This window comes from Psychrobacter sp. PG1 (assembly GCF_014897815.1).
Classification (GTDB): Bacteria; Pseudomonadota; Gammaproteobacteria; order Pseudomonadales; family Moraxellaceae; genus Psychrobacter.
On the sequence record NZ_JABUZG010000078.1, the window covers coordinates 1 to 24,694 of the forward strand.

Sequence of the window (24,694 nt, forward strand, 5' to 3'; positions counted from 1 at the left end):
TTCTTTTAAAACGTTGCACTTCTTATTTGAATCTAGGAAGACAAATATCAAGAAATGGGCTACAAACGCACGACACTCACACGCTCTATTGAAGATACCGGAACCCTGTTATCTCCACTTATTCCTTGGAACATGGGCGGTAGTTTCGTCGCGGCAACATTAGGTATTGCAACCCTTACTTATGCACCATTCGCCTTTGCCTGTTGGTTATCACCGCTATTTGGTTTGTTATGGGTATTCTTAGACAAATTTATTCCCCGTGAAGAACCTATTGTTAATAACGACACAAGCACGCTCTCCACTATAGACAACGTGTAATTTAGAAGGAATATGAGATGTTGCAAGAGCAATGTTTGTGGAATACGACTGCACCTATTATTGATACCTACAGCCAGATGAATAGCGATACTGAAGCGACTATTTGTATCATAGGCGGCGGTTATACAGGATTATCTGCGGCGATTCATTTGGCAGAAAAAGGCGTCAAGGTTATTTTGCTTGAGAGTCATACGATAGGCAGTGGCGGCTCCGGTAAAAGCGTAGGGCTCGTCAATGCAGGTACTTGGGCGCGCCCTGATGATTTGAATATTGCGCTAGGTGAAGCGGCAGGTGAGCGTCTAACTGAAGCCCTCGGACAAGCGCCAAGCTTAGTATTCGACTTAATCAAACGTTATAATATCGACGCCCAAGCCACTCAAGCCGGTAATATCCACATGGCACATAACGCCAAAGGTGAAGTCGATGTCGATATTAGATACGAGCAACTTATCCGCCGCGGCGCGAACGTTGAAGTACTAACCGGCAGCAAATGCCATGAATATTGCGGTACCAAAAGTATCAATAAAGCATTACTAGATCATCGGGCTGGTACGATAAACCCACTGGCTTATGTTAGAGGACTCGCAAAAGTAGCAACCAGTCTTGGTGTCACTATTTATGAGCATTCCGCTGTTGAAGCCTTAGAAAAGGTAGATGGCGATTGGTATGCAAGGACTTCTAAAGCGCGCGTCAAGTCCGAGCGCGTCATTATTGCAACCAACGCTTATACCGAAGGCGAATGGACAGAAATTAAAAAGACCTTTTATTTGGTTTATTACTATCAGATTGCATCTGAGCCGCTTAGCGGCGAGGCGGCAGATCGTATCTTACCTTACAAAACAGGGGCATGGGATACACGCTTGGCCTTGTCTAGCTTTCGCCGTGATGACGACGATCGCCTATTATTGGGAACGGTGGGTGGTACACAGTTTAAACCAAAATCCTTTTATCAATCATGGGCCAATGCGGTGCAAAAGAGCTATTATCCAGATTTGCCAGCATTTAAGTGGCAGTATGAGTGGACTGGTAGTTTTGGCTTCACGCAAGATCATATTTTTCGAGTCATGGAGCCCGACGAGGGCTTGCTGACAGCAACGGCTTATAATGGTCGCGGCATTACCACAGGCACGCTAATGGGTAAGTGCTTCGCAGACTATATAATGACGGGTAATAGAGACAGTATTCCCTTACCATTTAAGACCTTAGAAGAGGCAAAAGTTTCTTTTGGCGGGATGAAATCTGGCTTTACTGAGCTAGGACTGACTTTATATCATGCAGGACAATGTCTAAAAATAATTAGATAGCTTTGCTGAGTCATCGTCTGATTTTTTCTACCGTTTTTAAATATAAAGGTATTCAGACTTTGACGGCGATAAAGAGACCGTAACAATCGTGTGATTACCAAAGCATATTAATATCAGTATTTATTTTCTATTATCTGATATGCTATCATCTTTAAGTCATTATCGTGGGTTTAACAGTTTTGTCATTGCCAGCCATTATCGTTATAAATGGTGGCGTACAAACCTTGCAACTTCCAGCACGATATAAAATAATTCTGGTAAAGCGCATGAGCCTGTACTCCGACATCCTCATTTGTGCCTGATTTTATTTGCCTATTTGGGCGTATTTCACCCTTTTTCGTCGGAGTTACAGGAGTCTAAGGTGTTCAATATCATGAGCCACATTGCTAACCAATCCAAATATACCCGTCATTACCACCCACGTCATCTTCTCGCCCAGTATGCGATCAATCAGATAGCGACGCTTGAGCTGCGTTCGCAAGATATTGTCAAAGCCATGGGCTATCCTTTGAAACACACTATGCCTGCTTGTGAGCGCCTGCGTCACGTATTATCAAACAAATACCTTGGGCTTGATGGCAGCTATATGGATAAATATTTTACCGCTGATGAATTTTTAGCCACGCTATTTTCTGTGCTGGATATCCCTCATACGCCGTTTGCAGAAGACATTGCCCAGATCAAAGATGCTGCTGTGCACGCTCAGCATGATAATAAAAATTCATGCTATGGTAGTGTGAGCAATGGCTATCAACAGATGAGTGAACAAGATTATGAAATGGTTGATAGAGTAGAAGAATATAAGCTAAAAAAATCTAAGGAATGTTGATTTTTAAGCATTAGTTTTTAAGCATTAAGTAAAGCCTCACTACAAAGTGAGGCTTTTTTCGTTGTGATCTTTAATGATGAAATTGAAAATTGGCTGGTATGAATATTTCATAATATCGTACAAGTGATTGTATATCAAACTGATTATATGTCAGGCTTTGATATGGCTCGCCATAAAATCACGAATAACGCATCAAACTCTGCATTAATGGGTGTATCGGTCTGACGAATAATGTGCATCAATCCAAGGCGACTAATGAATCCCATAAACACATCAAAAAGTATATAAAGGGGCACGGTGTCATTCAGTACGCCACGTTTTTGACCATCTTCCAACACATTCAAAAATGCCCCAATCAGCTCTTTATTTTCATAAATCGCAATGTTACGTATACGCGATGCCGATACCGAAGACAGCACCATGACCGCATCGGGATGTGAATCTACAAAGTCAAAACAAACCCATAATGTCTTGCGTAGCCTATCTTGCACGCTATCAATGCCTTGCAAATGATCCATGATGCGCGCTGCCAACCTGCCTAATACAATATCCATGATGGTATAAAACAGTGTTTGCTTATCACCAAAATATTTATACAGCGTCTGTAGTGAGACATTGGCAGACTTTGCAATTTGTGCCATGGTCACCTCATTAGAGTCAAAACCTGCAAACACTTTACGAACGGCTTTTTCAATTTTTTCTAAAGTAGCAGGGCGCATATCGGATAAGGGTGCCAAAGCTCGGGCTGTATTCATACTAGATATCTGACTCGTAGATTGCATGCTTGATGATTCCTGTGCGGTGAGAATTTTTATACTGTGCTACAGCGTCTTATTTATCGGCTTGATAAGCTAGAGTTGAAATAGGTAATATAAATTACTATTGTTTGTTAATAGGTTGCGCATTGTCTTTTACTGTCCTAGTATAAGTCTTGCATGATATTAAATATAAAGAATACTAAGATTGTATATAACGGTAATTAAAATTACCATAAGTAATATGTTTACACTCAATAGTATTTTATATTAGGGCGTGTCCTCGTTTGAATTGAGGACACGCCCTAGCCATTATCAACTTCCCATCGTCAAGGACAGACAATATGAGTATTGAAAAATTCACCCCGAACTGGATGACCGAAGAGCACCAGATGGTGCATGACAGCGCGCTTAAAATGTTTCAATCGTGGGAGCCAAAGGACGAGCAGTGGCGTAAAAACGGCATGATTGACCGCGCTGCGTGGGAAGAGGCTGGCGCGATGGGATTCTTATGTGCATCGATACCAGAAGAATATGGCGGCGGCGGCGGTGACTTTGGTCATGAAGCGGCGCTTCTTTATGCGCAAGCTGAGGCTAATCAATCCGGATTCGGCGGCATGGTGCATTCAGGTATTGTCGCGCCTTATATCTTGAGTCATGGTACGGAAGCGCAGAAAAAAGAATGGCTACCTAAGATGGCGACGGGTGAGTATGTGGCTGCGATTGCTATGACCGAACCGGGTACAGGCTCAGACTTGCAGAACATCAAAACCTATGCGGTAAAAGATGGCGATGATTACATTATCAATGGTTCAAAAACCTTTATTACCAATGGTCAGCATGCCAACCTGATTTTGCTCGCCTGCAAAACCGATCGTGAAAAAGGGGCGCAAGGTGTTTCGCTTATCGTGGTAGAAACGGACAAAGTAGAAGGGTTTGAGCGTGGTCGTAATCTCGATAAGATTGGTCTGACCTCACAAGATACTTCGGAGTTATTTTTCAGCAATGTACGTGTGCCGCAAAAGAATTTGCTTGGCACAGTAGAGGGCATGGGTTTTATTCAAATGATGCAAGAGCTGCCACGTGAGCGTTTAATTATTGCCTTAACGGGCGTTGGTGCGATGAAGCTCGCGATTAATTTGACCCTAGATTATGTCAAAGGTCGGGAAGCCTTTGGTAAGCCTATTTGGAAGTTTCAAAATACGCGCTTCAAAATGGCAGAATGCTACGCTGATTATCTCGCTGCCAGCACGATGTGTGATGCCGCTGTCGATGCCATGTTAGAGGGCAAATTAACCGTACCGCAGGCATCTTTGATTAAATACTGGGTGACGCAAAAGCAGTGTGATGTGATAGACGAATGCGTCCAGCTGTTTGGCGGTTATGGCTACATGACAGAATACCCGATTGCTCGCCTATATGCTGATGCGCGAGTACAAAAAATCTACGGCGGCACCAATGAAATCATGAAAGAGCTGGCGTCACGCTTTATGTAAGCGGCTGATTTGCTTTTTGGTTCTACTTCTGATTCTAAGAAATAGATTATATTGCCATCATCCATCATGGTTATTTATTCAAAAAAGAAAAAGGGATTTTTATGACTGAGACTGCTTACATTTATGATGCTATCCGTACCCCACGTGGTAAAGGCAAAAAGGATGGCTCCTTGTATCAGGCGTCACCAATTTGGCTTGCCCGTACCTTATTAAAGGAAATGCAACAGCGCCATCATTTGGATACCAGTTTGGTCGATGATGTGGTGCTTGGTTGCGTGACGCCCGTTGGTGAGCAGGGTTCTGATATTGCCCGTATAGCCGTCATTGATGCTGGCTGGGCGCAAAGTGTGGCGGGTGTCACTTTATCTCGATTTTGTGCCTCAGGTCTGGAGTCTATCAATCTGGCCGCTGCCAAAATCATGTCAGGTATGGAGGACATGGTGGTTGCAGGCGGCGTAGAATCGATGAGCCGCGTACCGATGGGCTCTGACGGCGGGGCATGGTATATGGATCCACGGGTTAATGAAGCGACGCATTTTGTCCCGCAAGGCGTTGGTGCAGACACTATAGCGACGCTAAAAGGCTTTAGTCGCACCGATGTCGATGCGTTTGCTACCGAGTCGCATCGCCGCGCTGCGTATGCTTGGGAGCAGGGCTATTATGACAAATCGGTCGTTCCCGTCACCGATATCAATGGCATGACATTATTGGATAAAGACGAAACCATTCGTCCTAACACCAATGTCGAAACCTTAGCTGGTCTCAATCCCTCCTTTATTATGCCGGGCAAGATGGGCTTTGATAGCGTTATCTTGGACAGATATACCACCATTGAAAAAGTGAATCACGTACATCATGCGGGCAATTCATCAGGCATCGTCGATGGTGCCGCAATTTGCTTAGTGGGTAGTGCTGCTGGTCAAAAAGCAGGTCTAAAACCACGCGCCAAAATCACCATGGCCTCAGTCATTGGCTCAGAACCTGCCATTATGCTGACAGGGCCAACGCCTGCCTGCCAAAAAGCGCTCAAAAAAGCGGGCATGCAAGCTTCAGATATAGATCTATGGGAAATCAATGAAGCCTTTGCTGCCGTTCCGTTAAATACTGCCGATGACTTCGGACTCTCTCTTGATATCGTCAACGTCAATGGCGGCGCTATTGCTATGGGTCATCCACTTGGCGCCACGGGCGCGATGCTCATGACGACTGTGCTTGACGAGTTAGAACGTCGCGATCTAAAAACCGCGATGATTACGCTGTGTGTGGGCGGCGGTATGGGCATCGCCACTATCATTGAGCGCGTGTAGTGCTGATAGTGCTAATAGATTTTAGTGATTGTCATTAGTTTCTAGTGACTGATATCGACATAGAATAATATAAAAAGGACTTGAAATGAGCATAAACAGCGTAGACGCCATCAATGCATTGAACCACTTTTCTGCCGAATCTGATAATGGCATTATCACCGTTACGATTGACCAAAGTAGTCGCAAAATGAATGTCATCGGCGACGGTTTCACCGATAGTTTTGCAGTGATGACTGACAACTTTATTAACGATGCGTCCGCCAAAGGTTTGATTTTAACCTCTGGCAAAGAGACCTTTGTGGTCGGTGCTGATATTGATCAGTTGGCTAATATTAAAACTGCTGAACAAGCCTTTGAGCTGGTCGAAGACCTGAAAGCTAGCTTACGCAAACTAGAGAAATCTGGTAAACCTGTCGTTGCTGCTATGACTGGAACGGCACTTGGCGGTGGTTTGGAGTTGGCATTGGCCTGTCATTATCGTATCGCGATTGATTCGCCTAAAACCGAACTGGGTCTACCTGAAGTCAAATTGGGCTTGCTACCGGGCGGCGGAGGTACTCAGCGTTTACCTCGATTGGTTGGCATTCAATCAGCACTCGAGCTGATGACCCAAGGTAAAGAGCTGCGTCCAGCTGCTGCTAAAGACATGGGTTTGATTGATGCTGTTGCTACTGACAAAGCAGATATGTTCAAGCAGGCGAAAGACTGGATTAACGCCAATCCCAGTGCCCAGCAACCATGGGATAAAAAAGGTTTTAAAATTCCCGGCGGTGATAGTAAGCATCCTAGTATTGTGCCGATATTTTCTATCGCGCCTGCCATGGCCAACCAAAAGTCACACGGCAATTATCCAGCCATTACTCACATCATGTCTTGCGTTTTCGAGGGCTGCTTAGTGGATATCGATACGGGACTTGAGCTTGAGTCGCGTTACTTCGCCGCTTGTGTGCTGTCTGCTGAATCTAGAAATATGATTAATACGCTATGGACTCAGCTGAATAGTATTAAAAAAGGTCAATCTCGTCCTGATGGTTTTGAGCGCTATAAAACCAAAAAAGTTGGTATTTTAGGTGCAGGCATGATGGGTGCGGGCATTGCTTATGTCACCGCAAAGGCGGGGATCGACGTTGTACTCCTCGACACTGAAATGGCAGGCGCTGAAAAAGGCAAATCATATTCTGCCACCATTTTGGACAAAGCCATTAGCCGTAAACGCTCCACTGAAGAGAAAAAGCAAGCGTTACTCAATCGCATCAAGCCAACAGTGTTTTATGAGGATTTGGCAGAATGTGATCTGATTATCGAAGCGGTGTTTGAAAATCGTGAGATTAAAGCCAAGTGTACTCAGCAATCTGAGGCGGTGATTCCTAACACGGCTGTCTATGCATCTAATACTTCGACACTTCCTATCACTGGATTGGCAAAAGCCAGCACCCGACCCAATCAATTTATCGGGCTGCATTTCTTCTCGCCAGTCGATAAGATGCCGTTGGTTGAGATTATCATGGGCGAGCAAACGGATGACGCCACTTTAGCAAAAGCCTTTGATTATGTGCTACAAATCGGTAAAACACCTATCGTCGTTAATGACAGTCGGGGGTTTTACACCTCACGGGTATTTGGCACTTACGTGTCAGAAGGGGTTGCGATGTTAGGCGAGGGCGTCCATCCGCGCAGCATCGAAGTTGCTGGCATGAAAACGGGCATGCCCATGCCGCCACTGGCATTGCAAGATGAGGTGTCATTAAGTTTGGCGTTGCATGTGAGCGAACAGCAGCAGCTGGATATGAAGGCTGAAGGTAAACCCATTGCTGTTCGTCCCTCGTACGAGATACTGAAAACGCTGGTCAAAGAACACAATCGCGAGGGCAAAAAAAATGGTAAAGGCTTTTATGAGTATGCCGATAATGGTGACAAATACTTGTGGCCTGAGCTGATGGATTTATACCCAGCAAAAGCAGAGCAGCCATCACAGCAAGATTTAATCGATCGTTTGATGTTTATCCAAGCCAACGAATCTGCTAAATGTTATCAAGAAAACGTCGTGCGCTCTGTCGCTGATACCAATATCGGCTCCATTTTTGGTTGGGGCTTTGCGCCGCATCAAGGCGGTACGCTACAGTTTATTAATGCGATGGGGTTAGAGGCGTTCATCACCCGTAGCCGTGAACTCGTGACTCAATACGGTGAGCGTTTTGAGCCAGCACAAATTCTGCTAGACATGGCAGATAAAGGTGAGGTGTTTGCTGATGACTGAGCTGATGGTTAATTCTATGCTTGATTCTGCGATTAATACGAGCACTGGTTCAATGATAGATTTAATGGCAGATTGCTTACAAGGGCTGCGCGTCATTGATTTGACTCGTAATTTACCGGGACCCTTTGCGACGCGTTTGCTTGCAGATTTGGGCGCAGAAATCATTAAGATTGAACCTAAAAATGGTGATCCTGCCAGAGCCTTTGGCGAATTGTTTAAAGCACTAAATCATGGCAAAACCACCGAGAAACACGACTTTCTTGATCCTCAAGGTATTGCTGCTATCAAAGCGCACCTCAAAGATGCTGATGTTATGTTGGATAGCTTTCGCCCTGGCGTCCTAAAAGGCATGGGACTAGATGCTACAACGCTGCATGCGATTAATCCAAAATTGGTCATGGTATCGATTACTGGTTACGGTTTGGCATCTAGCGATTCGAAAATTGATATTAATCATGACTGGGCTGATAAAGCCGGTCATGATATTAACTTTATGGCGATGAGCGGTGTTTTAGACCAATTAAAGACGGCGGATGGCGAGCAGGCAATGCCTAACGTTCAATTTGCAGATTTGGCAGGCGGCAGTGATACCGCTGTGATTGCACTGCTTGCTGCTGTATTCGCCGCCCAGCGGACGGGCAAAGGTCGTCATGTTGCCGTTAGTATGACGCACAGCTTGTACCAGCATATGGTCATGCCAAAGGCAACGGGAGCGCTAGTGAAAAGTTTCTCAGGGCAACAACCAGCACCGCATCATGATTTTTTGGGTGGATTATTACCTTGTTATCGCCTATACAAAACTTCGGACGAGCGCTATATGGCCGTTGGTTCGCTAGAGCTGAAATTCTGGCAGGGCTTGTGTGAGGCATTGGATTTGTCTGCGCTCAAAAATAGCCATTGGCAACTTGGGGTTATGCCAAATACCTCTGAAAGCCAAGCGGCGGCTAAGGCGATAAGCGATAAATTTGCCAGTCAAACGCTTGAGCATTGGCAGCAAGTTTTTGCGTCTGTTGATGTCTGTGTCACCCCTGTGCTTAGCCTCAGTGAAGCAAAAGCACATCCCTTATTTGCCCATCAAGATGAGTATGATGCAACGTCAGGATGGCAGCAGGTTCAGTAGTTATGTTTTTTATGAGAAATGCTTCAAAGCCATTGAGTTTTTCATAAGTTGATTACCAAGGAAGGTAAGTTATGGATCAGTTTTGGACGCAGCATTATCCTAAAGGGATAAATGCACAGATAGCGCCGCCACATAATACATTGATTGACATGTTTGATGACAAATTAACAGAATATGCCAGCCATGAATTTATCACCAACATGGGTGTTACTTATACTTATGGGCAAGTGGATAGCCTGTCATTGGCTATTGCGGCTTGGATTCAAAGTCTGGGTCTAGCAAAGGGTTCGGTCATAGGCATCATGATGCCCAATGTCAACCAGTACCTGCCTATTGTCATAGGGATAATTCGCGCTGGTATGGTCACAACGCTCATCAATCCACTGTATAGTCCTCGTGAATTGAGGCATCAATTGGCTGATTCAGATACTGCTGTATTATTTATATTAGAACCATTTTGCAAAACGTTAGAGAAAATTATCAAAGACACGCCTGTCAAAACCGTGGTCATCAGCAAGATTGGCGATATGTTAGGAGTAGTGAAAGGTGCGCTTGTTAATATCGCTGCCAAATATGTCAAAAAAGCCATTCCCCGTTATCAGTTGAAATCCAATTCTCGTTATACCGTGACTCGCTATAAAGCGGTTTTAAAACGCGCCAAAAAATTAAGTTATTCTCGTCCTACCATTCAAGCGGACGACTTATTAATGCTGCAATATACTGGCGGTACGACAGGCGTTGCCAAAGGTATTTTGATTACCAATCAAAATGTTGTGACCGCCACTTACCAGTTTGTCGAATGGTTCAAGCCAGTCTATGACGCCATGTCTGATAGTACTCAAATAAATACCATTGTCGCTTTACCGCTGTATCATATTTATGCGTTTATCTGCTCAATAGTTGGGTTGAGTGTGGGTCAGCATCTCACACTGGTTACCAATCCACGTGATATTGAAGGGTTTATCAAGATATTGCGCAAGCGTCCTTTTCATCTATTGCCTGGTGTCAATACTTTGTTCCAAGCCCTGCTGATGAATCCCAAATTTAAGGAGCTGGATTTTTCCGCATGCAAGTTAACCCTAGTCGGTGGTATGGCAGCGACCCCTGAAACTGCTAAGCGCTGGCGTGAAGTCACAGGTCTGCCTATCCTCGAAGGCTGGGGTATGTCTGAGACGCTAGGCGTGGGTACCGCTAATCCATTTAATGGCACTGAATATAGTGGCAATGTAGGGCTGCCACTGCCTAGTGTCGATATCAGTATCCGTGATGATGATGAAAATATTCTCGCCATAAATGAAGTTGGTGAGATGTGTATCAAAGGTGACAACGTCATTACTCATTATCATAATATTGACAATACGACGTTTTTTACCGCTGATGGTTACTTAAAAACAGGTGATATTGCGTCTATGAACGAGCAGGGTGCTATTAAGATATATGACCGTAAAAAAGACATGATTATCGTCAGTGGTTTCAACGTTTATCCTAACGAAGTAGAAAACATCATTGAGGAGCACCCTAAGGTTGCCGAATGTTCAGTGGTGGGTATCGATGATAAGTTGCAGGGTCAGTCGGTCAAAGCCTATGTTGTAAAATCTGATGATAGCTTAAATGAGGATGATATTAGAGCGCTGTGCCAAGCAAATTTGGCCGCCTATAAATGCCCGCGTCATATCGAATTCATAGACGAGTTACCCAAATCAACTGTCGGAAAAATACTGCGTCACAAGCTGAGAAAATTGGCTCAGGAAGCGTAACAACTATTCAAGAGAAACATTGCATGGCCATTTTACCACTACAGCATGACCATCATCAGTCGCAATAATTAATCACCAATAACCATTATTTATACCGATATTCAATGAGAGTAAAAGCTCTTGATACAATTTACCGCCTCCAATCAATGACGCTCACGGTTAGTTTGTTCCGTCTGAAAATGTAAATGATCGATTCGCCAGCTATTTCTGTAAGGGCTCATTTAGCCATTAGCGATATACTCAATGAAGTATGCAAAAATGACAATACCGCGACCGCTGATAGTGAAAAATGGACGGATGCTGCCTTTAATACCTTTAAATCAGCGTTGGCATCAGCCTATACCAAGGACACGGTAGCAACCTTCGATGGCATGCTAGATTTTTTCACTCAGTTAAAGCAGTCAGGTAGAAAAGTCGTGCTAAATACGGGCTACGATATTCAGACTGCCAATAAGATATTGACTCTTTTAGGATGGTCAGTGGGTCGTGATATTGACGCTTTGATTACAGCGGATGATGTGCATAATGGTCGTCCTGCGCCAGATATGATTACCCTTGCTATGGAAAAGTTTGGGATTGAGCATTCGCAACAGGTATTGAAAGCAGGGGACAGCGGCATCGATATCGAAGAAGGCAAAAATGCCCATTGTGGTCTATGTGTTGGGGTGCTGACTGGTGCTCAAACCCATGTGCAACTGGAAAAATATTCACCAGATATTGTGCTTGAGCAGCTCACGGATCTAGCGGCATTGATCTAGAGTATGTCCTCAATTTAATTGAGGCATCTGCATGGACTACTTTAATGGCGCATTTTAGAAGGAGAGAAATCATTACATGGTTTCTCTCCTTCTTATTTTATAGAAGTAACGATAAACATAAGAACAGGCAGGCTTATCGATTGTTGAACAGCCTAATATGTGGAATATTTATCTTAAAATTTTAGCGCGCTCTACTGCTGCTCTAATGCTTTTAGACCTGCTTTGGCGATGTGTACATCTTCGCTACCATGTGCGCCGCCCACCCCGATACCACCAACTACGATACCATCGATATAAATGGGCACGCCGCCATCTAAGATAAGGATGTTTTCATCCAGATAGCGTAGGTCTTCAGGAATCGTGCCGTCTTTGATGCCTTTGGCGATGACCGCCGTTTCTCTTTTTTGTGAGTTTGCGGTATAGGCTTTTTTGTAACTGGCACGCACGGTATGCACGCCTGCGCGGTGATCTCTGAGCACTGCTAAGGTTTGTCCAGAGGCGTCAACGACGGTCACAGATACCATCAAATTGTTGTTTTTGGCTTCTAATGCGGCGGCATTCACCATGTTTTGTGCCATCTCGCCAGTCAATAATGGAATGGTTGCCATCTCTGCTCCTTGGGTTATTATGTTTGGTTTGATCACTTGTACTTGATACTGTGAGGTGTTGGCACACGCGGAGATGGACAACAGCGAGGTTGCAAGCGCGGCATAGATAACGAGTTTTTTCATAATCAGTCCTTTTATAGTTAATCCTTGAGGTTGTTTTGAATATTGCATGACGTGACTCAATACGCCTGAATCAAAGCTTAGACAAGTTAATTGCCTGATGATAACTTGCTGGGGCAAACTTGATGGTGACAAACAGCATACCGATAAGGCTGATCAATAGCATCCACCAAACCGCCTGAAAACTGCCAGTCGACTCGCGAAGCACACCTGCGACATAAGGCGCGATGGCGGTAATAATAAAGCCGATGCCTTGGACAAATGCTGCTAGTGCCCCAGCGAGTTTGGGTTTTGACAAATGATCTAACGCGACGGTCAATGTCAATGAAAAGCAGGCACCAAGACCACAGCCAATCAAGGCAATCCACAAGATGAGCAAAGCTGTCGGCATGGTAATCAAACCTATAAATCCAGCGATTTGTATGCCTACGGCAAAAAACAACCAAGGTCGGCGGTCGAGACGATGGGCGGACAACATTGGAATAACCAGCGCACCAATGACCTGAAAAATCGTCATGATACCGATCAGCTCGCCACTACTTTGCGCGCTCCAGCCCAAAGTCTGCGCATAGCTTGGCAACCATGCAATCATACAAGCATATCCAGCGTTTGCCAGACCAAAATAACTTGCCAGCAGCCAAGCACGGCGATTGCCAAAAAAGTTGATTTTTACCCCGTCGTCTCGATTTTCCATCTGCTCGGAGGGGCGCCGCCACCACAGCACGAGGGCAAAAACTGGCACTACCAGCCAGATACCCAAACCGGATTGCCAACTGCCGTAATGTTGAGCGACCACTGGACTCAAGATAGCGGCAACCCCGCCACCAGTCATCAGTGCGGCAGAGTAAACGCCCATAGCAAGTAGTACGCGTGCAGGATACCAACGCTTGACCACACCAGGTGCCATTGCTTGCACGATGGCGATACCCGTACCGCCTACTAAGGCACTGGCTATCAGCGTACCTCCAGTATCTAACCACAAGCGCCATAAACCCGCGAAGGCAATTGCAAACAGTCCGCCTGTGATCCACGCGCTTTCACTAAATCGTCGCCCAATCCAAGGCAACAGTAGCGGAAATATACCCATACACAGCATCGGCAGCACCACCAATAAAGAGGCGGCTTGTAAACCTATCGCTGTGCTTAGGCGAATTTCTGTCAGCAACGGACCAGTAGAAGTGATCGTTGGGCGCAGCGTTATCGCCAACCCAGCAATCACCAGCATAGGAGACAACAAGGTCAGTATCGACGAAGGCGCCGTGGAGGAGATATGATCGGTACTCATGAATAATATAAAATCCGTATTAAGAAAGGCAGTACCAAAAAATCACCGCCTGAGTCGCCAAAAAAGCCGACGTCACTATATGCCGAACGTCGACTTTTTCAATAAGTACTACTTTTACAAACCGCTGATTAAACTGCTATTTAAAGCATCATTTAAAAAGGTTTGAACGGTAGGAACTTACCATCTAGAGTGATCACTGCGCGATCACCACCTTCTGGGTCAGCTACTTTTTTGATATCCATTTTGAAATTAATGGCACTGATGATACCATCACCAAATTGCTCATGAACCAAGGCTTTTAGCGTGGTGCCATATACCTGCATCATCTCATAAAAACGGTAGATTGTCGGGTCAGTAGGAATCTCACTACCAACGCTGCCTCGTGATGGAATGCATCGTAGTAACGCGATGGCGTCCTCATCAAGTCCTAAAGTTTCACCAACTTTTTGGGCGGCATCAGCAGGTAGCGGATGCTGACCTAGCAAAGCGGCAGTGACAAAGACATCACTCAAGCCTGTTCCTGAAGCGATTTGCTCGAATGATAGGTTCTTTGCCGCTTTGGCAGCAATGATGGTGTCCGTTAATGTTTGACGTGCGGTGTTGCTTACTTGAGACTGAATCATAATAATACCTTTTGAGGTTGGTAGTCGTTATTGGGTTAATGATGCTTATGAATCACTTGGGTTAATTGATTTTCTGATTATGCATAGTCATTGATAATGACAGTTATGTAACGCTAAACGGCGACTGCCAGTGGCGATATCGGATAAGCGCGAACCTCAGTGTGCGTGGCCAATGAGACAAATTCATTGGTCACGCCATCTAAGGCATCGATGTCACCGGACTCGATATCGTAAACCCAGCCATGTAGTGCCAAACGATTTTCACTTAGCGCCAAACGTATAGACGGATGGGTTTTGATATTTTCGATTTGGGCGATGACATTTTCACGAACCATAGAGGCGACTCGCTCGCTATCACTGGCATGTTTATGGGCTTCATTGACCACCCGTGCTGAGTCAGCGTAGCGTAGCCAGCTGCCTACCGCTGGCATATGATCCATGCAGGTGCAGTTGGCAATTGCAGTCATCGCGCCGCAGTCTGAGTGCCCGCAAATGACCACATCCGTGACTTTTAAAGCGGTAATAGCGTACTCAACTGACGCCGATACACCGCCAGGCTCAGGACCATAAGATGGGACGATATTACCCGCATTGCGAATCACAAACAGACCACCGGGTTCGTGTTGAGTAACAAGCTCGGGCACTAAGCGGCTGTCTGAACAAGAAATAAACAGCGTGCGCGGGTTTTGTTTGGTCGCCAAATTTTTGAATAAATCGGCGCGCTTAGGATAGGCGTCACTGTGAAATTTTAGAAAACCTTCAATAATACCTTTCATCGCGTTGGCCTCTGTGTAGTTGATGAAAGGAATGATACGCCGCTATCGTTATAAGGTAAAATACTGGTATATTATGATGTTGATAATAATTGCTTATGACCAAACCTTGATCAATCCTTAATCCACACGAGATGACCCATGATTCTTCGGCACATTAAGTATTTTTTGGCAGTGGCAGAGTACCAAAGCTTTACCCAAGCAGCAGCGTCTTTATACGTGTCACAGCCAGCGTTATCACAGCAGATTAAACAGTTGGAGGAGGGTCTAGGCGCGACTTTATTTGATCGCTCTGGTCGCCGTGTCACATTGACCGATGCCGGTGACGTCTATGCGCGCTATGCCCATAGAGCCTTGCAGGATTTGGAGGAAGGACGGCGCGCCATCCACGACGTGCAGGATCTCAGTCGCGGTGCGTTGCGGATTGCGATTACGCCTACCTTTACCACGTATTTGCTTGGACCTTTAATCAAAGCGTTTCATACTCGTTATCCGAGCCTCACGCTAAGCGTGAAGGAGATGTCACAGGAGCAGATGGAAAAGCAAATACTCGATGATGAGTTTGATGTGGGTATTGCTTTTGAAGATGTACAGTCTGCCGATATCGATACACAAACCTTGCTGATAGAGACGCTTGCACTGGTTGTTAGTAAACATCACCCTCTTGCTAAGCAAATGGCGATTGACTTGCCAACGCTAAACGCGCAGTCACTGGTATTGCTGAGCCGCGAATTTGCCACGCGCGAACAGATTGAGCATTATTGTCGCCAGCATGACATTGCGCCAAACGTACTGATGGAGGCAAACTCGCTAAGCGCAGTGATCGAAATGGTTCGCCATACCCAACTGACCACCTTATTACCGTCCAACATCGCTCATAATTATGATGAGCTGGTGGCGATTACCTTAGCGCCGTCTTTGCTCCAGCGTACAGCGGTATTACTACAACGAAAAGGCGCGTATCAGAGCGCTGCTACCAATGCATTTGTTGCGTTGGCACATGAGGTCTGTTCGAACACGGTTGAATCCAAGGCACTGTTTTTCAAATAGAATAAACTTAGAAAACGAACGGTCACGATGAGATAGGCAAAAGGCCAATGATGCAAACCTTAATTCACTACTTTTTTCACTTCGGCATGCCTTTAATAGTTGCCTATGTGTTTTTTCGCAATGATTATAAAAGGGTTTATCTGATACTGCTCGCCACTATGTTGGTTGATTTGGATCATCTGCTAGCAACGCCTATCTTCTCGCCCAATCGCTGTAGTATTAACTTTCACCCGCTGCACAGTTACTATGAAATGATAGTATATGTGGCTATGTTAGTGCTGCCTAAGCCATATAGAGTCATAGGTTTGGGCTTACTGTTGCATATGCTGACGGATCTGAATGACTGTGTTATGACGTATACCCAAATCCCTCAAGCGTTGGATGATGCGCCAGCTCGTGAGCTGGTCATATGGCTAGCAAATAGGTTTAAGTAGTATTTTTAACTTTCCATCGCATGCTCATTAATTCCGTATTTATTATAGGAACCTTATATTTTCTAAAGAATCGGATTATTTACTGAGGATTTAGTTCTGCACTAGGCCTAAATTCAGTATTCAGACAATAAATATAGACAAAAAAAGCCTCACTTATTAATAAGTGAGGCTTTTTTATTGAGTGGCTAGTTTAGCACTCTATATGGCAATGATTATTTGGCAACCGCTTTAAAATTCGCTACTTGGTTTGCATTGGTAATGGTCAAGACAGGCACGTTATTGGCGTTTTTGCTCATGCTATATTTACCATTTACGGTTGCTAGCGCAGCGCTATCAAAGCTTGCTTGTGGGGCAGGGCAAGCCATTCTTGTGCTTCTTACTGGACCCAATGTTACCTCGCCATTTGCTACCTTATATTCAGCACTCATATTGTTACAAGTATTCATCAAAGTAACGATATTGCTCCCATTCGCCGTCACAAAATCGAGGGTTAATGGTTTGGCTGGATTAAAGAATAATGGAGTAATGGTCTCGCCCTTGGTGTTTTTGGCATCCACGAGTTGCCAATGATAGGCTTGCAAGGCATCCGAGGTAATAGGCTGGGTAACGGGTGCACTTGGCGTAGATGTGGTTTGACAACCTGCTGCCAATGTTCCCACTGCTAAAACGCTTACCATCATTACCTTGGTCATATTTTTCATATAAAGTCCTTTATTGCTTCAATTATTATATAGAGACATTTATCTCAAAATTATTATGCTCGCTGCCCCAATAACTGACATGAGACACTAGCAGATGCAGGCATTATTACAAAGCAATGATAGCGATACAAGCGCCAGTAACCATTTAAATACCAAGTTGTTTTTATGTTGATATAGTTGGTTCAATATAATTTGGATACAAGGAAGGCAAGCGAAAGTACTACAAATAGTAGACTAAGCGAGCCTGACACCGTATCTGATTTATATAGGATTGACTATAAATCCTTAGCACGCCATATTGCTATTAGGCGACCACATCATTACGTTGAGATAGCAGATGGTTTGCTGGAATAGGAAACACATTGTCATAAATCCAGTTATAAACAAAAGCATGTACTAAATAGAAAGTAGCCATTGTAATATCCATGAGAAAGGCTTGCCAGAGGCTGATGCCTAAGTGCCACGCAATTATTGGTAGGAATAATAACAGCAAACCACCTTCAAATAAAAAGGCATGTAACATCCGTAGTGGAACCGTCTTATGTACATTGCCGCGTAGCTTCAGCATGCTGTGGTCAAATAACAGGTTATAAAAGTAGTTCCACAACGTCGCGATAATCGAAGCAGCCACGGCGATAAGACCTATCGACTGAATATCAAAGCCAAATAACCAGCTTGCCAACGGTACAAATATAATTAAACCTATTATCTCAAAACCCAAGGTATGACGAATACGATCTTTCACGGTGCGCATGAAGCTTCCTAGTTGAATCAGTTATTTTCGCGCCTATTGTATCTGTTAAACTATTATAACCAAGTTAGAACCTATAGGATTTTTAGATAGATGAGCCTTTCATTAGAGCAATTGCAAGCCTTTGTTGCCACGGTAGAGACCGGTTCTTTCTCAGCCGCCGCCCGTTATCTAGGCAAGGCGCAGTCTGCTATTAGCACGGCGGTATCAAATTTAGAAATTGATTTGGACAACAGCTTATTTGTCCGCAGTGGCCGCTATCCAGTCCTAACGCCAGCTGGAGAGCGCTTACTGGTAGAGGCGCGAGTGATATTAGAGCGTTGTGAACATTTTCGCGGGGTGGCCAAAAGTCTGGGCGAAGGAGTAGAGAGCCGATTGGTACTGGCGGTTGATGAGCTGTATCCCGAAGCAACGTTGGGCGGTTTGATGGAAGAGTTTTCGCGCCGATTTCCTAGTGTGGAGCTGGAACTATTGTTTCCGCTGATGGAAGATGTCAGCCGCTTGGTGTTAGAAGATCGCGCCGATTTAGGCATTATGTGGCGTCAAGAGATACTACCTTCAGCGCTGAATTTTCATGGGCTTGGTTGGGTGTCGATGAAAATGGTGTGTGCGCCGAACCATGAGCTAGCTCGTCAGCCAGTAGGGTGGGAGGAGTTGAAACGCTATCGGCAATTGATGGTGGCAACACGCAATCATAGCGAAGAAAAAGCACGGTTGCGAATAGCATCTGATGTCTGGTGGGTCGAGAGCCAGTGGGTCATTGTTGAGCTGGTACAGCGCAATTTAGGCTGGGCATTCGTGCCTGAACATGTGGTAGCCAGTGCATTGGATAATGGTTTTTTAGTCGAGCCAATATTGGACTTTAACGATCATGATTGGCCAGTGGCTTTAGAAATTGTATGGCACAAGCAGCGTCCTCTAGGTAAAGCGGCTGCTTGGTTGAAGTCGGCTGCGATTGCGCTAAATAAGTAATATTAAGCGGTCAATAATAGCGAGTTTTAAAGGGTCGTCCATTTATTGCGGCTGTACTATCTATAAAATTTATAATGTTGTCGATAGATTTGAGTAGGTTATAATTTTGAACGGTTTTTAATACAAACGCTTTAGTGGTCAAGTTATACTCTGCTTCAATCCAAATTATATTTTTAACTTAAATATGCGATACAGCTGAGCGACAGCAGTTGTCGCCCGCTTTAATTAGACGCTTTATCTTTCTCAATTTTTATATTATAGTTACTGAGTTAGGACGTAATTCAGTCAGGAAAACAGCAACATAGAGTTAACCCTCGAGGCGCAACGCTTCACCCTATAACTTCGCTATTGCTGTTAACTATCAACACTCTGACTGGCATTAATCATTATTTTTCTAATCAACTAAACCCAAGCTACTCATAAATCATAGGCTGTCATATCGATGATGGCACAGATTTCATATTGTTAAAAATAAGTTTAAATAACTTCTAAAATAATCAGTGAAACACTCATTTTACTTTTTAACGTTGCTCTAAAAGCGGCGGACAAGCTCGGCTGACTTAAATTTGCTCTGAGAATCACCCAAAATTAAAAATACTACAAGCTACTGATATTTAAAATAAATTAAAAAATAAGGAAAATATTATGACAAACACAACTAACACTTTTGGGCAAAAACGTATCGATAATTTAAATTGGTCAAGTGGATCAAAACTGCCTAAATCCATTCAAGATAAGGTGCAAACTAAACCAAAGATACCGTTGTTTTATCTGCATAACGAGTCTATCGATAACTATGAAGATGATATCTACTTTGTGAATAATAGCGATGAGACATTGAGCTTTGTTGCTCCCTATGAGCTGATGAAGAGAGATTTAGATTGTCCTGAGGTAGTGGTTGCTGCCGAACCAAGTGAACGTGACATATCCCTCACTTATACGGATATCTTGCCCAAGCAAGGCGTGAGAATTGATCGTCAACATATCATCTATGATAGTGATTATCTCAATCAGATTATTATTTATACCATGAGTCGTGCTAGCAAGGAGATGTGGGGAATATGGCGTTTGAATGTGTGCGAAAAAGGCATGTTTTCGTCATCCTATCCATTGCTCTGGGAGGAGGGTACTAAGCCCTCACACGTTGTAAGTGCCGAGAAACTGAATGATCCCAAAGATCGTCCTATTTTGCCTTGTGTATTGCCCATACGTCAGCAGTTATACCAGCAATGGGCGGAACATTATGACCACGCGAGTGCAAGCTTGATGAGGTCTATCACCGATATGATCTATCGTTATGACTTTGGTATTGTGGGATGTTATTACAATGATACTTGGGATGAGTACAGCAGTGAGGCAGAGCAAATCGCTAACATGCTGATTAAGGAGGGTGCTGATAGCGCCGATGAGGTTCTCGCGATGATGACTAGGGTCTATGACGTGTCATTTGGTGCTGGATATACGAGGATTCCTATGGATGTCGCTGAGCGCATTTATGGTCTATGGTTGAATTATAAAAGTAATGCTAATAAATAAAAGACACAATGATAAAAGGAAAAGGAAAAAGCCATGATGTTTCCCATTGAAAATAATGACACATTTTTACTATTCTTTCACGGTCTTGATTCAAGCAATGAAACCACTAAATATACTTGTATTAGCCGTGAGCCCAAAACCTGCCAAACCGTCAATTATGGAGATAATTTCAACGAGATTTTCGATATTTATGAGGCGTTAATTTTAGAAAAAATGCGCGAGTATCCTCGAGTCGTCTTGGCAGGGCACTCACTTGGTGGCTGGTTCGCCAATCATTTCGCCCACAAATACAATTTGCGTGCGCTATTAATAGCACCTTGCATTTATCCCAGTGAGGTTTTAGCAGACCGCATACCAGACGTGGCTGATATGAAACTGTCATTTCCGACCTCGAATACTGAGATGGTAAGAGTCATGGTTGAGGTTGATGATGAATGCTTAGATGTAGCCGTCGCCAGACGCACGTTGGTCAACTTACCTGATAGCTGGGAAGTAGAGTATTTTGAGCGTGGTCATCACCGTATCGCCCGTAGCGAAGATATTTGGTATCACTTGGTTCATCTGTGCGAAGACCCCATTGTCTGGATGGATGACGCGACATATCATGGTGAAGATTAAATACCATCAGCCTTGAAGTAAGGCATTATTAATTACTATTATAAAGAACTAAAAAACTATCGTGGGTTTAACGGTTTGCCAAGTTTTTCAAAAATCACTCAGCAAACATTGCAACTTCCAGCACGATATAAAACCACTCTGGTAAAGCGCATGAGCCTGTACTCCGACAAGGTTACCCATGCCTGATTTGACTTGCCTATTTGGGCTTATTCTTATTGTCGGAGTTCAGGAGTCACTGATGTCTCATATCAATAGCCAAAATCTCACGCCTTCCAAATATACTCATCGTTATACGCCGCGGCATCCTTTGGCAAAAGAGGCGGTTAGCCAAATAGAGAAATGTGAACGACGTTCGCAAGATATTGTCCAAGCCATGGGTTATCCGCCAAAACACATCATATCTGCCTGTGATCGTCTGCGTCATGTATTGTCTAGCGACATACTAGGACTTAATGCGACAGATATTGATAGCTACTTTACTGCTCATGAATTCTTAAAAACACTATTATCCGTGCTCGATATAAAGTACGACACCTTTGCAAAGGATATTGCGCAAATCCAATATGACTTGGCACATTATCCTTATCCGCTACCGCAATATCACTTGCGAGCAGTCATCAACTTTACATGGAGTGAAGGCGCTAACTGGATGTCGCGCGGCGTGGCTAGCAGTAAAGCTGTTGCGTATTTACCGCAAAATATTGCCAAAATGAATGCGGCAAAGCGTGAGTTGGTGATTCAACAATGTCTGGCTGCGCATTATGCAGAATATAACGGTCACTTGCCGTATAATGGCGTGATTAACGGTTATCAACTTATCATTGAACAGCGTCATGAGATGGTTGATAGCATCGCGTATGATCTACCGCAGTGTGAGTAAGATGTGATACATCACTCATCAATTGGTAGCATTAACATTTAACACAGCATACCCAAATAAAAAGGCCGTCCCAAATGACCGATACTAATCCGTATAATTTTGCACCTTTGCAACCAACTGGTAGAAACGAGACCGATACTGCCAACACTTATGCGCCTGAAGACATGATTAAAATATATGAGCAGCAGTTTTTGATACCAGTACCTGAAGAAAAGCTGACCGAGTTTTTACCCGCGCTAAAGAGTTTTTATGATATTGACAATCATACGTTAGACGTCAGTGCCATTATTTTTGACGCAATCGCAGAGTCCGCTATCATTTACAACCATAAGGTCAAAGTGGGCGACTATCAAATATTAGGTGGATTGATAGAGGAAGCAATTGAATACGATGAAGACAGTGATGAAAACAATAAAGATGACCAAGCCACTGAAGACAAAGACATTCAAGCCTATACACTAGAATGTAAGCGCACTTTTTTCATTAATGAGGTAGAGATACCTTATCATTTCAACTTGTTTATTTATGGTGACGGTTATTCTACTTTAACCAAAAAAGAAACCGTGCTAGAAAAAATGTACTGGTTCGTTAGAGGAAGATTTGAAGAAAATCTATTAGACGACACTGAAGATAATGACAGTTTAGACTCGATCAATGAGCAGCTAGCCAGTTTGGGTATTCGGGAAATGGATTTGACCACCATAGACGAAGTAATAAGCTATGTGGAAGACAGTATCATAGATGATGCCATGGTAGAGGCGCTTAACAAGTTATTAGATGCGGCTGAGTAGGTAGCTATCCGTAAAATTGATGTCAGGACAACACGTTTTAACGTCAGTTTTTATGAGAGCCGTTGTAAAAGAATATTTATATAAGATCAGCTATAAAAGACTATTGATATAAGGCACATTGCTATGCAACAAACACAGAATTCTGTGGATCAAAGACAAGATATTGTAGAACACAGACCCGTATTTATGCCGAGAACCAACAGTGATAATCTGGTAAAAACAGACATGGTTAGGTTTGAGCGGCATGTGGGATTTGCCAGTCGCCAAAAGAAAAAATCCATCAATGATATGCATCAAGTCATTCGCAAAAAGTATGGCTTTAGTCATGTCCTTGAGCTATCGAGCAAGTCTGGCAATAAATTGAGTTTTCCGCTGAGTCCATTGAGCTTGAAGCTAACAAATGAACAAGATGGGCAGCAGTACAGTGTCGAAAATGCCTTTCAAAGCAGTATGGTTTTTGAGGATGGTGGTCCCTATACTGACTTGTTAAGTGCGCCGCCAAGACAAGCCAGAAAGGACGAGCGCTTAATAACCTCGGGTGAACTGATTGGCTATAATTATTTTGGCATGGAGTGGAGCGTAGAGCCATTAACCACATTTTATGACTGGCTCTATGTGAATGCCTTAAAGCAAAACCCGCATTTGCATGAAGAAGTTATGCAGTATCAAGCCTTTACGGATCGTGAGTTTAATCCTAAAAAGTCTATCCATTGTGCGGCTTATGCACTGGCAATGTTTGTAGCGCTCAATAAACGCGAGTTGCTCGATAACATTGAAGACCCCGCAGTATTTTTTAATTTATATCATGAATTCAAAATAAGTAATACTGAGCAGCTTTTGGAAGCGGGTTGGGTTTGATCGTTAAAGCGGTAATTTATGTAGTAAAAATTATCAAGATAAACTTATGCTAACCAAGTGACTTTATGATATATGAGAATAGCCAAGCTTGTCTTGGCTTTTTCATGCCTAAAAATTTTCATACCTAAAAAATCAAGCACCTTAGTCTGGTTGATTTTAGCGTTATATATTTCAACAGAACGCTTATTACTCTTAATTATGTAGATGCGATGTAAACTTACGAATACTAGGGCATGTCCTCATTTTAAAAATGGCGATAAAAATGAGATAAATTGCAGTCAAACAAGGAAAATAGCGCAGATAATATCGAGATATTAAGAAGCTATTTGACGCCGTTTGGCAAAGTTTAGCCATTTTTAACCCATTTAGATAACTATCGATTGAATTGAGGACACGCCCTAAATATGACTATAACTCTAGAAAATTAGACAAAAAAATCCCCACTTATTATTTAAGAAATACGCGTTTTAGAAATATAGAAGAGGCGCGACAAGTGACCTATCCCGTCAAATCCGTAGACCTCAATTTGGGAAACTTTAGCTACATGATATGAAGATAGGTGTAGTGGTTAACTGACTTAGTATACATAAAAATAATGCAAATACTAATGATAACTATTATCATTAGTATTTGCATTATTTTTATAATGTTGCTAAAGTGTGCACTCTTTATTAATAAGCATCGATCAGTTCTTTGCGTGCTCTATTTTCAAGGTCTTATCGATATCAATGCTTCATTTATTCTGTTGTTATAACACTTGGATTCAACATCGAAGTGCAACGCACCCGAATCT

The 24,694-nt window shown here is 43.6% G+C and carries 24 protein-coding genes; 17 read left to right on the forward strand and 7 right to left on the reverse strand.

Going from position 1 to position 24,694, the window contains the following annotated elements:
* The first annotated feature begins 54 nt into the window (after window positions 1-54).
* The 3 genes from INT03_RS11975 to INT03_RS11985 all read left to right on the forward strand — a co-directional run bounded on the left by INT03_RS11975 (window position 55) and on the right by INT03_RS11985 (window position 2,451).
* A complete protein-coding gene (locus INT03_RS11975) occupies window positions 55-318 on the forward strand; it encodes a Na+/H+ antiporter NhaC family protein (RefSeq protein ID WP_226951693.1) in 264 nt (87 codons plus the stop codon).
* Between the two features lie 17 nt (window positions 319-335).
* Window positions 336-1,622, forward strand: a complete 1,287-nt coding sequence (locus INT03_RS11980) for an NAD(P)/FAD-dependent oxidoreductase (RefSeq protein ID WP_193009125.1) — start codon at window positions 336-338, stop codon at window positions 1,620-1,622.
* Window positions 1,623-1,995: 373 nt separating this feature from the next.
* Entirely contained in the window at window positions 1,996-2,451 is a 456-nt protein-coding gene (locus INT03_RS11985; RefSeq protein ID WP_193009126.1) for a hypothetical protein, read from the forward strand.
* A 143-nt stretch (window positions 2,452-2,594) separates the two neighbouring features.
* On the opposite strand, the gene INT03_RS11990 is transcribed toward INT03_RS11985, so the two are convergent.
* Window positions 2,595-3,206, reverse strand: a complete 612-nt coding sequence (locus tag INT03_RS11990; protein WP_226950268.1) for a TetR/AcrR family transcriptional regulator — start codon at window positions 3,204-3,206, stop codon at window positions 2,595-2,597.
* 344 nt (window positions 3,207-3,550) lie between these two features.
* Between INT03_RS11990 and INT03_RS11995 the strand changes: the two genes are divergently transcribed.
* The 6 genes from INT03_RS11995 (at window position 3,551) to INT03_RS12020 (ending at window position 11,901) form a co-directional block, all read left to right on the forward strand.
* Window positions 3,551-4,702: an acyl-CoA dehydrogenase family protein gene (locus INT03_RS11995; protein ID WP_193009128.1), complete on the forward strand. Its 1,152-nt coding sequence runs from the start codon at window positions 3,551-3,553 to the stop codon at window positions 4,700-4,702.
* 101 nt (window positions 4,703-4,803) lie between these two features.
* Complete coding sequence (locus INT03_RS12000; RefSeq protein WP_193009129.1) at window positions 4,804-6,009, forward strand: acetyl-CoA C-acetyltransferase; 1,206 nt, start codon at window positions 4,804-4,806, stop codon at window positions 6,007-6,009.
* An 85-nt stretch (window positions 6,010-6,094) separates the two neighbouring features.
* Entirely contained in the window at window positions 6,095-8,266 is a 2,172-nt protein-coding gene (locus INT03_RS12005) for a 3-hydroxyacyl-CoA dehydrogenase NAD-binding domain-containing protein (RefSeq protein ID WP_193009130.1), read from the forward strand.
* 52 nt (window positions 8,267-8,318) lie between these two features.
* Entirely contained in the window at window positions 8,319-9,386 is a 1,068-nt protein-coding gene (locus INT03_RS12010; protein ID WP_087816227.1) for a CaiB/BaiF CoA transferase family protein, read from the forward strand.
* A gap of 71 nt (window positions 9,387-9,457) precedes the next feature.
* Complete coding sequence (locus INT03_RS12015) at window positions 9,458-11,143, forward strand: AMP-binding protein (protein ID WP_193009131.1); 1,686 nt, start codon at window positions 9,458-9,460, stop codon at window positions 11,141-11,143.
* 185 nt (window positions 11,144-11,328) lie between these two features.
* On the forward strand, window positions 11,329-11,901 hold the full coding sequence (locus INT03_RS12020) for an HAD family hydrolase (protein ID WP_193009132.1): 573 nt from the start codon (window positions 11,329-11,331) through the stop codon (window positions 11,899-11,901).
* Between the two features lie 191 nt (window positions 11,902-12,092).
* Here the strand turns inward: INT03_RS12020 and INT03_RS12025 are convergent, their stop codons facing one another.
* The 4 genes from INT03_RS12025 to INT03_RS12040 form a co-directional block, all read right to left on the reverse strand.
* Window positions 12,093-12,632, reverse strand: a complete 540-nt coding sequence (locus INT03_RS12025) for a GlcG/HbpS family heme-binding protein (protein ID WP_226950269.1) — start codon at window positions 12,630-12,632, stop codon at window positions 12,093-12,095.
* A gap of 70 nt (window positions 12,633-12,702) precedes the next feature.
* Window positions 12,703-13,914 carry a CynX/NimT family MFS transporter gene (locus tag INT03_RS12030; protein ID WP_193009133.1) on the reverse strand — a complete coding sequence of 404 codons (1,212 nt, stop codon included), beginning with the start codon at window positions 13,912-13,914 and terminating at the stop codon, window positions 12,703-12,705.
* Between the two features lie 152 nt (window positions 13,915-14,066).
* Window positions 14,067-14,537: a cyanase gene (gene cynS, locus INT03_RS12035; RefSeq protein ID WP_193009134.1), complete on the reverse strand. Its 471-nt coding sequence runs from the start codon at window positions 14,535-14,537 to the stop codon at window positions 14,067-14,069.
* Between the two features lie 113 nt (window positions 14,538-14,650).
* Window positions 14,651-15,313: a carbonic anhydrase gene (locus tag INT03_RS12040; protein ID WP_193009135.1), complete on the reverse strand. Its 663-nt coding sequence runs from the start codon at window positions 15,311-15,313 to the stop codon at window positions 14,651-14,653.
* Between the two features lie 138 nt (window positions 15,314-15,451).
* Between INT03_RS12040 and cynR the strand changes: the two genes are divergently transcribed.
* Window positions 15,452-16,360, forward strand: a complete 909-nt coding sequence (cynR, locus tag INT03_RS12045; RefSeq protein ID WP_193009136.1) for a transcriptional regulator CynR — start codon at window positions 15,452-15,454, stop codon at window positions 16,358-16,360.
* Window positions 16,361-16,407: 47 nt separating this feature from the next.
* Window positions 16,408-16,794: a DUF6122 family protein gene (locus INT03_RS12050; protein WP_193009137.1), complete on the forward strand. Its 387-nt coding sequence runs from the start codon at window positions 16,408-16,410 to the stop codon at window positions 16,792-16,794.
* A 212-nt stretch (window positions 16,795-17,006) separates the two neighbouring features.
* On the opposite strand, the gene INT03_RS12055 is transcribed toward INT03_RS12050, so the two are convergent.
* Both INT03_RS12055 and INT03_RS12060 read right to left on the reverse strand, forming a co-directional pair.
* A complete protein-coding gene (locus INT03_RS12055; RefSeq protein ID WP_193009138.1) occupies window positions 17,007-17,495 on the reverse strand; it encodes an META domain-containing protein in 489 nt (162 codons plus the stop codon).
* A 304-nt stretch (window positions 17,496-17,799) separates the two neighbouring features.
* Window positions 17,800-18,249: a PACE efflux transporter gene (locus tag INT03_RS12060; protein WP_045445595.1), complete on the reverse strand. Its 450-nt coding sequence runs from the start codon at window positions 18,247-18,249 to the stop codon at window positions 17,800-17,802.
* Window positions 18,250-18,339: 90 nt separating this feature from the next.
* Between INT03_RS12060 and INT03_RS12065 the strand changes: the two genes are divergently transcribed.
* The 6 genes from INT03_RS12065 to INT03_RS12090 all read left to right on the forward strand — a co-directional run bounded on the left by INT03_RS12065 (window position 18,340) and on the right by INT03_RS12090 (window position 23,901).
* A complete protein-coding gene (locus INT03_RS12065) occupies window positions 18,340-19,218 on the forward strand; it encodes a LysR family transcriptional regulator (protein WP_087816195.1) in 879 nt (292 codons plus the stop codon).
* A gap of 645 nt (window positions 19,219-19,863) precedes the next feature.
* Window positions 19,864-20,754 (forward strand): hypothetical protein, encoded by an 891-nt coding sequence (locus INT03_RS12070; protein ID WP_193009139.1) that lies wholly within the window; start codon window positions 19,864-19,866, stop codon window positions 20,752-20,754.
* A 33-nt stretch (window positions 20,755-20,787) separates the two neighbouring features.
* Window positions 20,788-21,372, forward strand: a complete 585-nt coding sequence (locus INT03_RS12075; protein WP_193009140.1) for an alpha/beta hydrolase — start codon at window positions 20,788-20,790, stop codon at window positions 21,370-21,372.
* Between the two features lie 238 nt (window positions 21,373-21,610).
* Entirely contained in the window at window positions 21,611-22,252 is a 642-nt protein-coding gene (locus INT03_RS12080) for a hypothetical protein (protein ID WP_193009141.1), read from the forward strand.
* Window positions 22,253-22,326: 74 nt separating this feature from the next.
* On the forward strand, window positions 22,327-23,043 hold the full coding sequence (locus INT03_RS12085; protein ID WP_193009142.1) for a hypothetical protein: 717 nt from the start codon (window positions 22,327-22,329) through the stop codon (window positions 23,041-23,043).
* 123 nt (window positions 23,044-23,166) lie between these two features.
* A complete protein-coding gene (locus tag INT03_RS12090; protein WP_226950270.1) occupies window positions 23,167-23,901 on the forward strand; it encodes a DUF6977 family protein in 735 nt (244 codons plus the stop codon).
* Window positions 23,902-24,694: the final 793 nt, after the last annotated feature.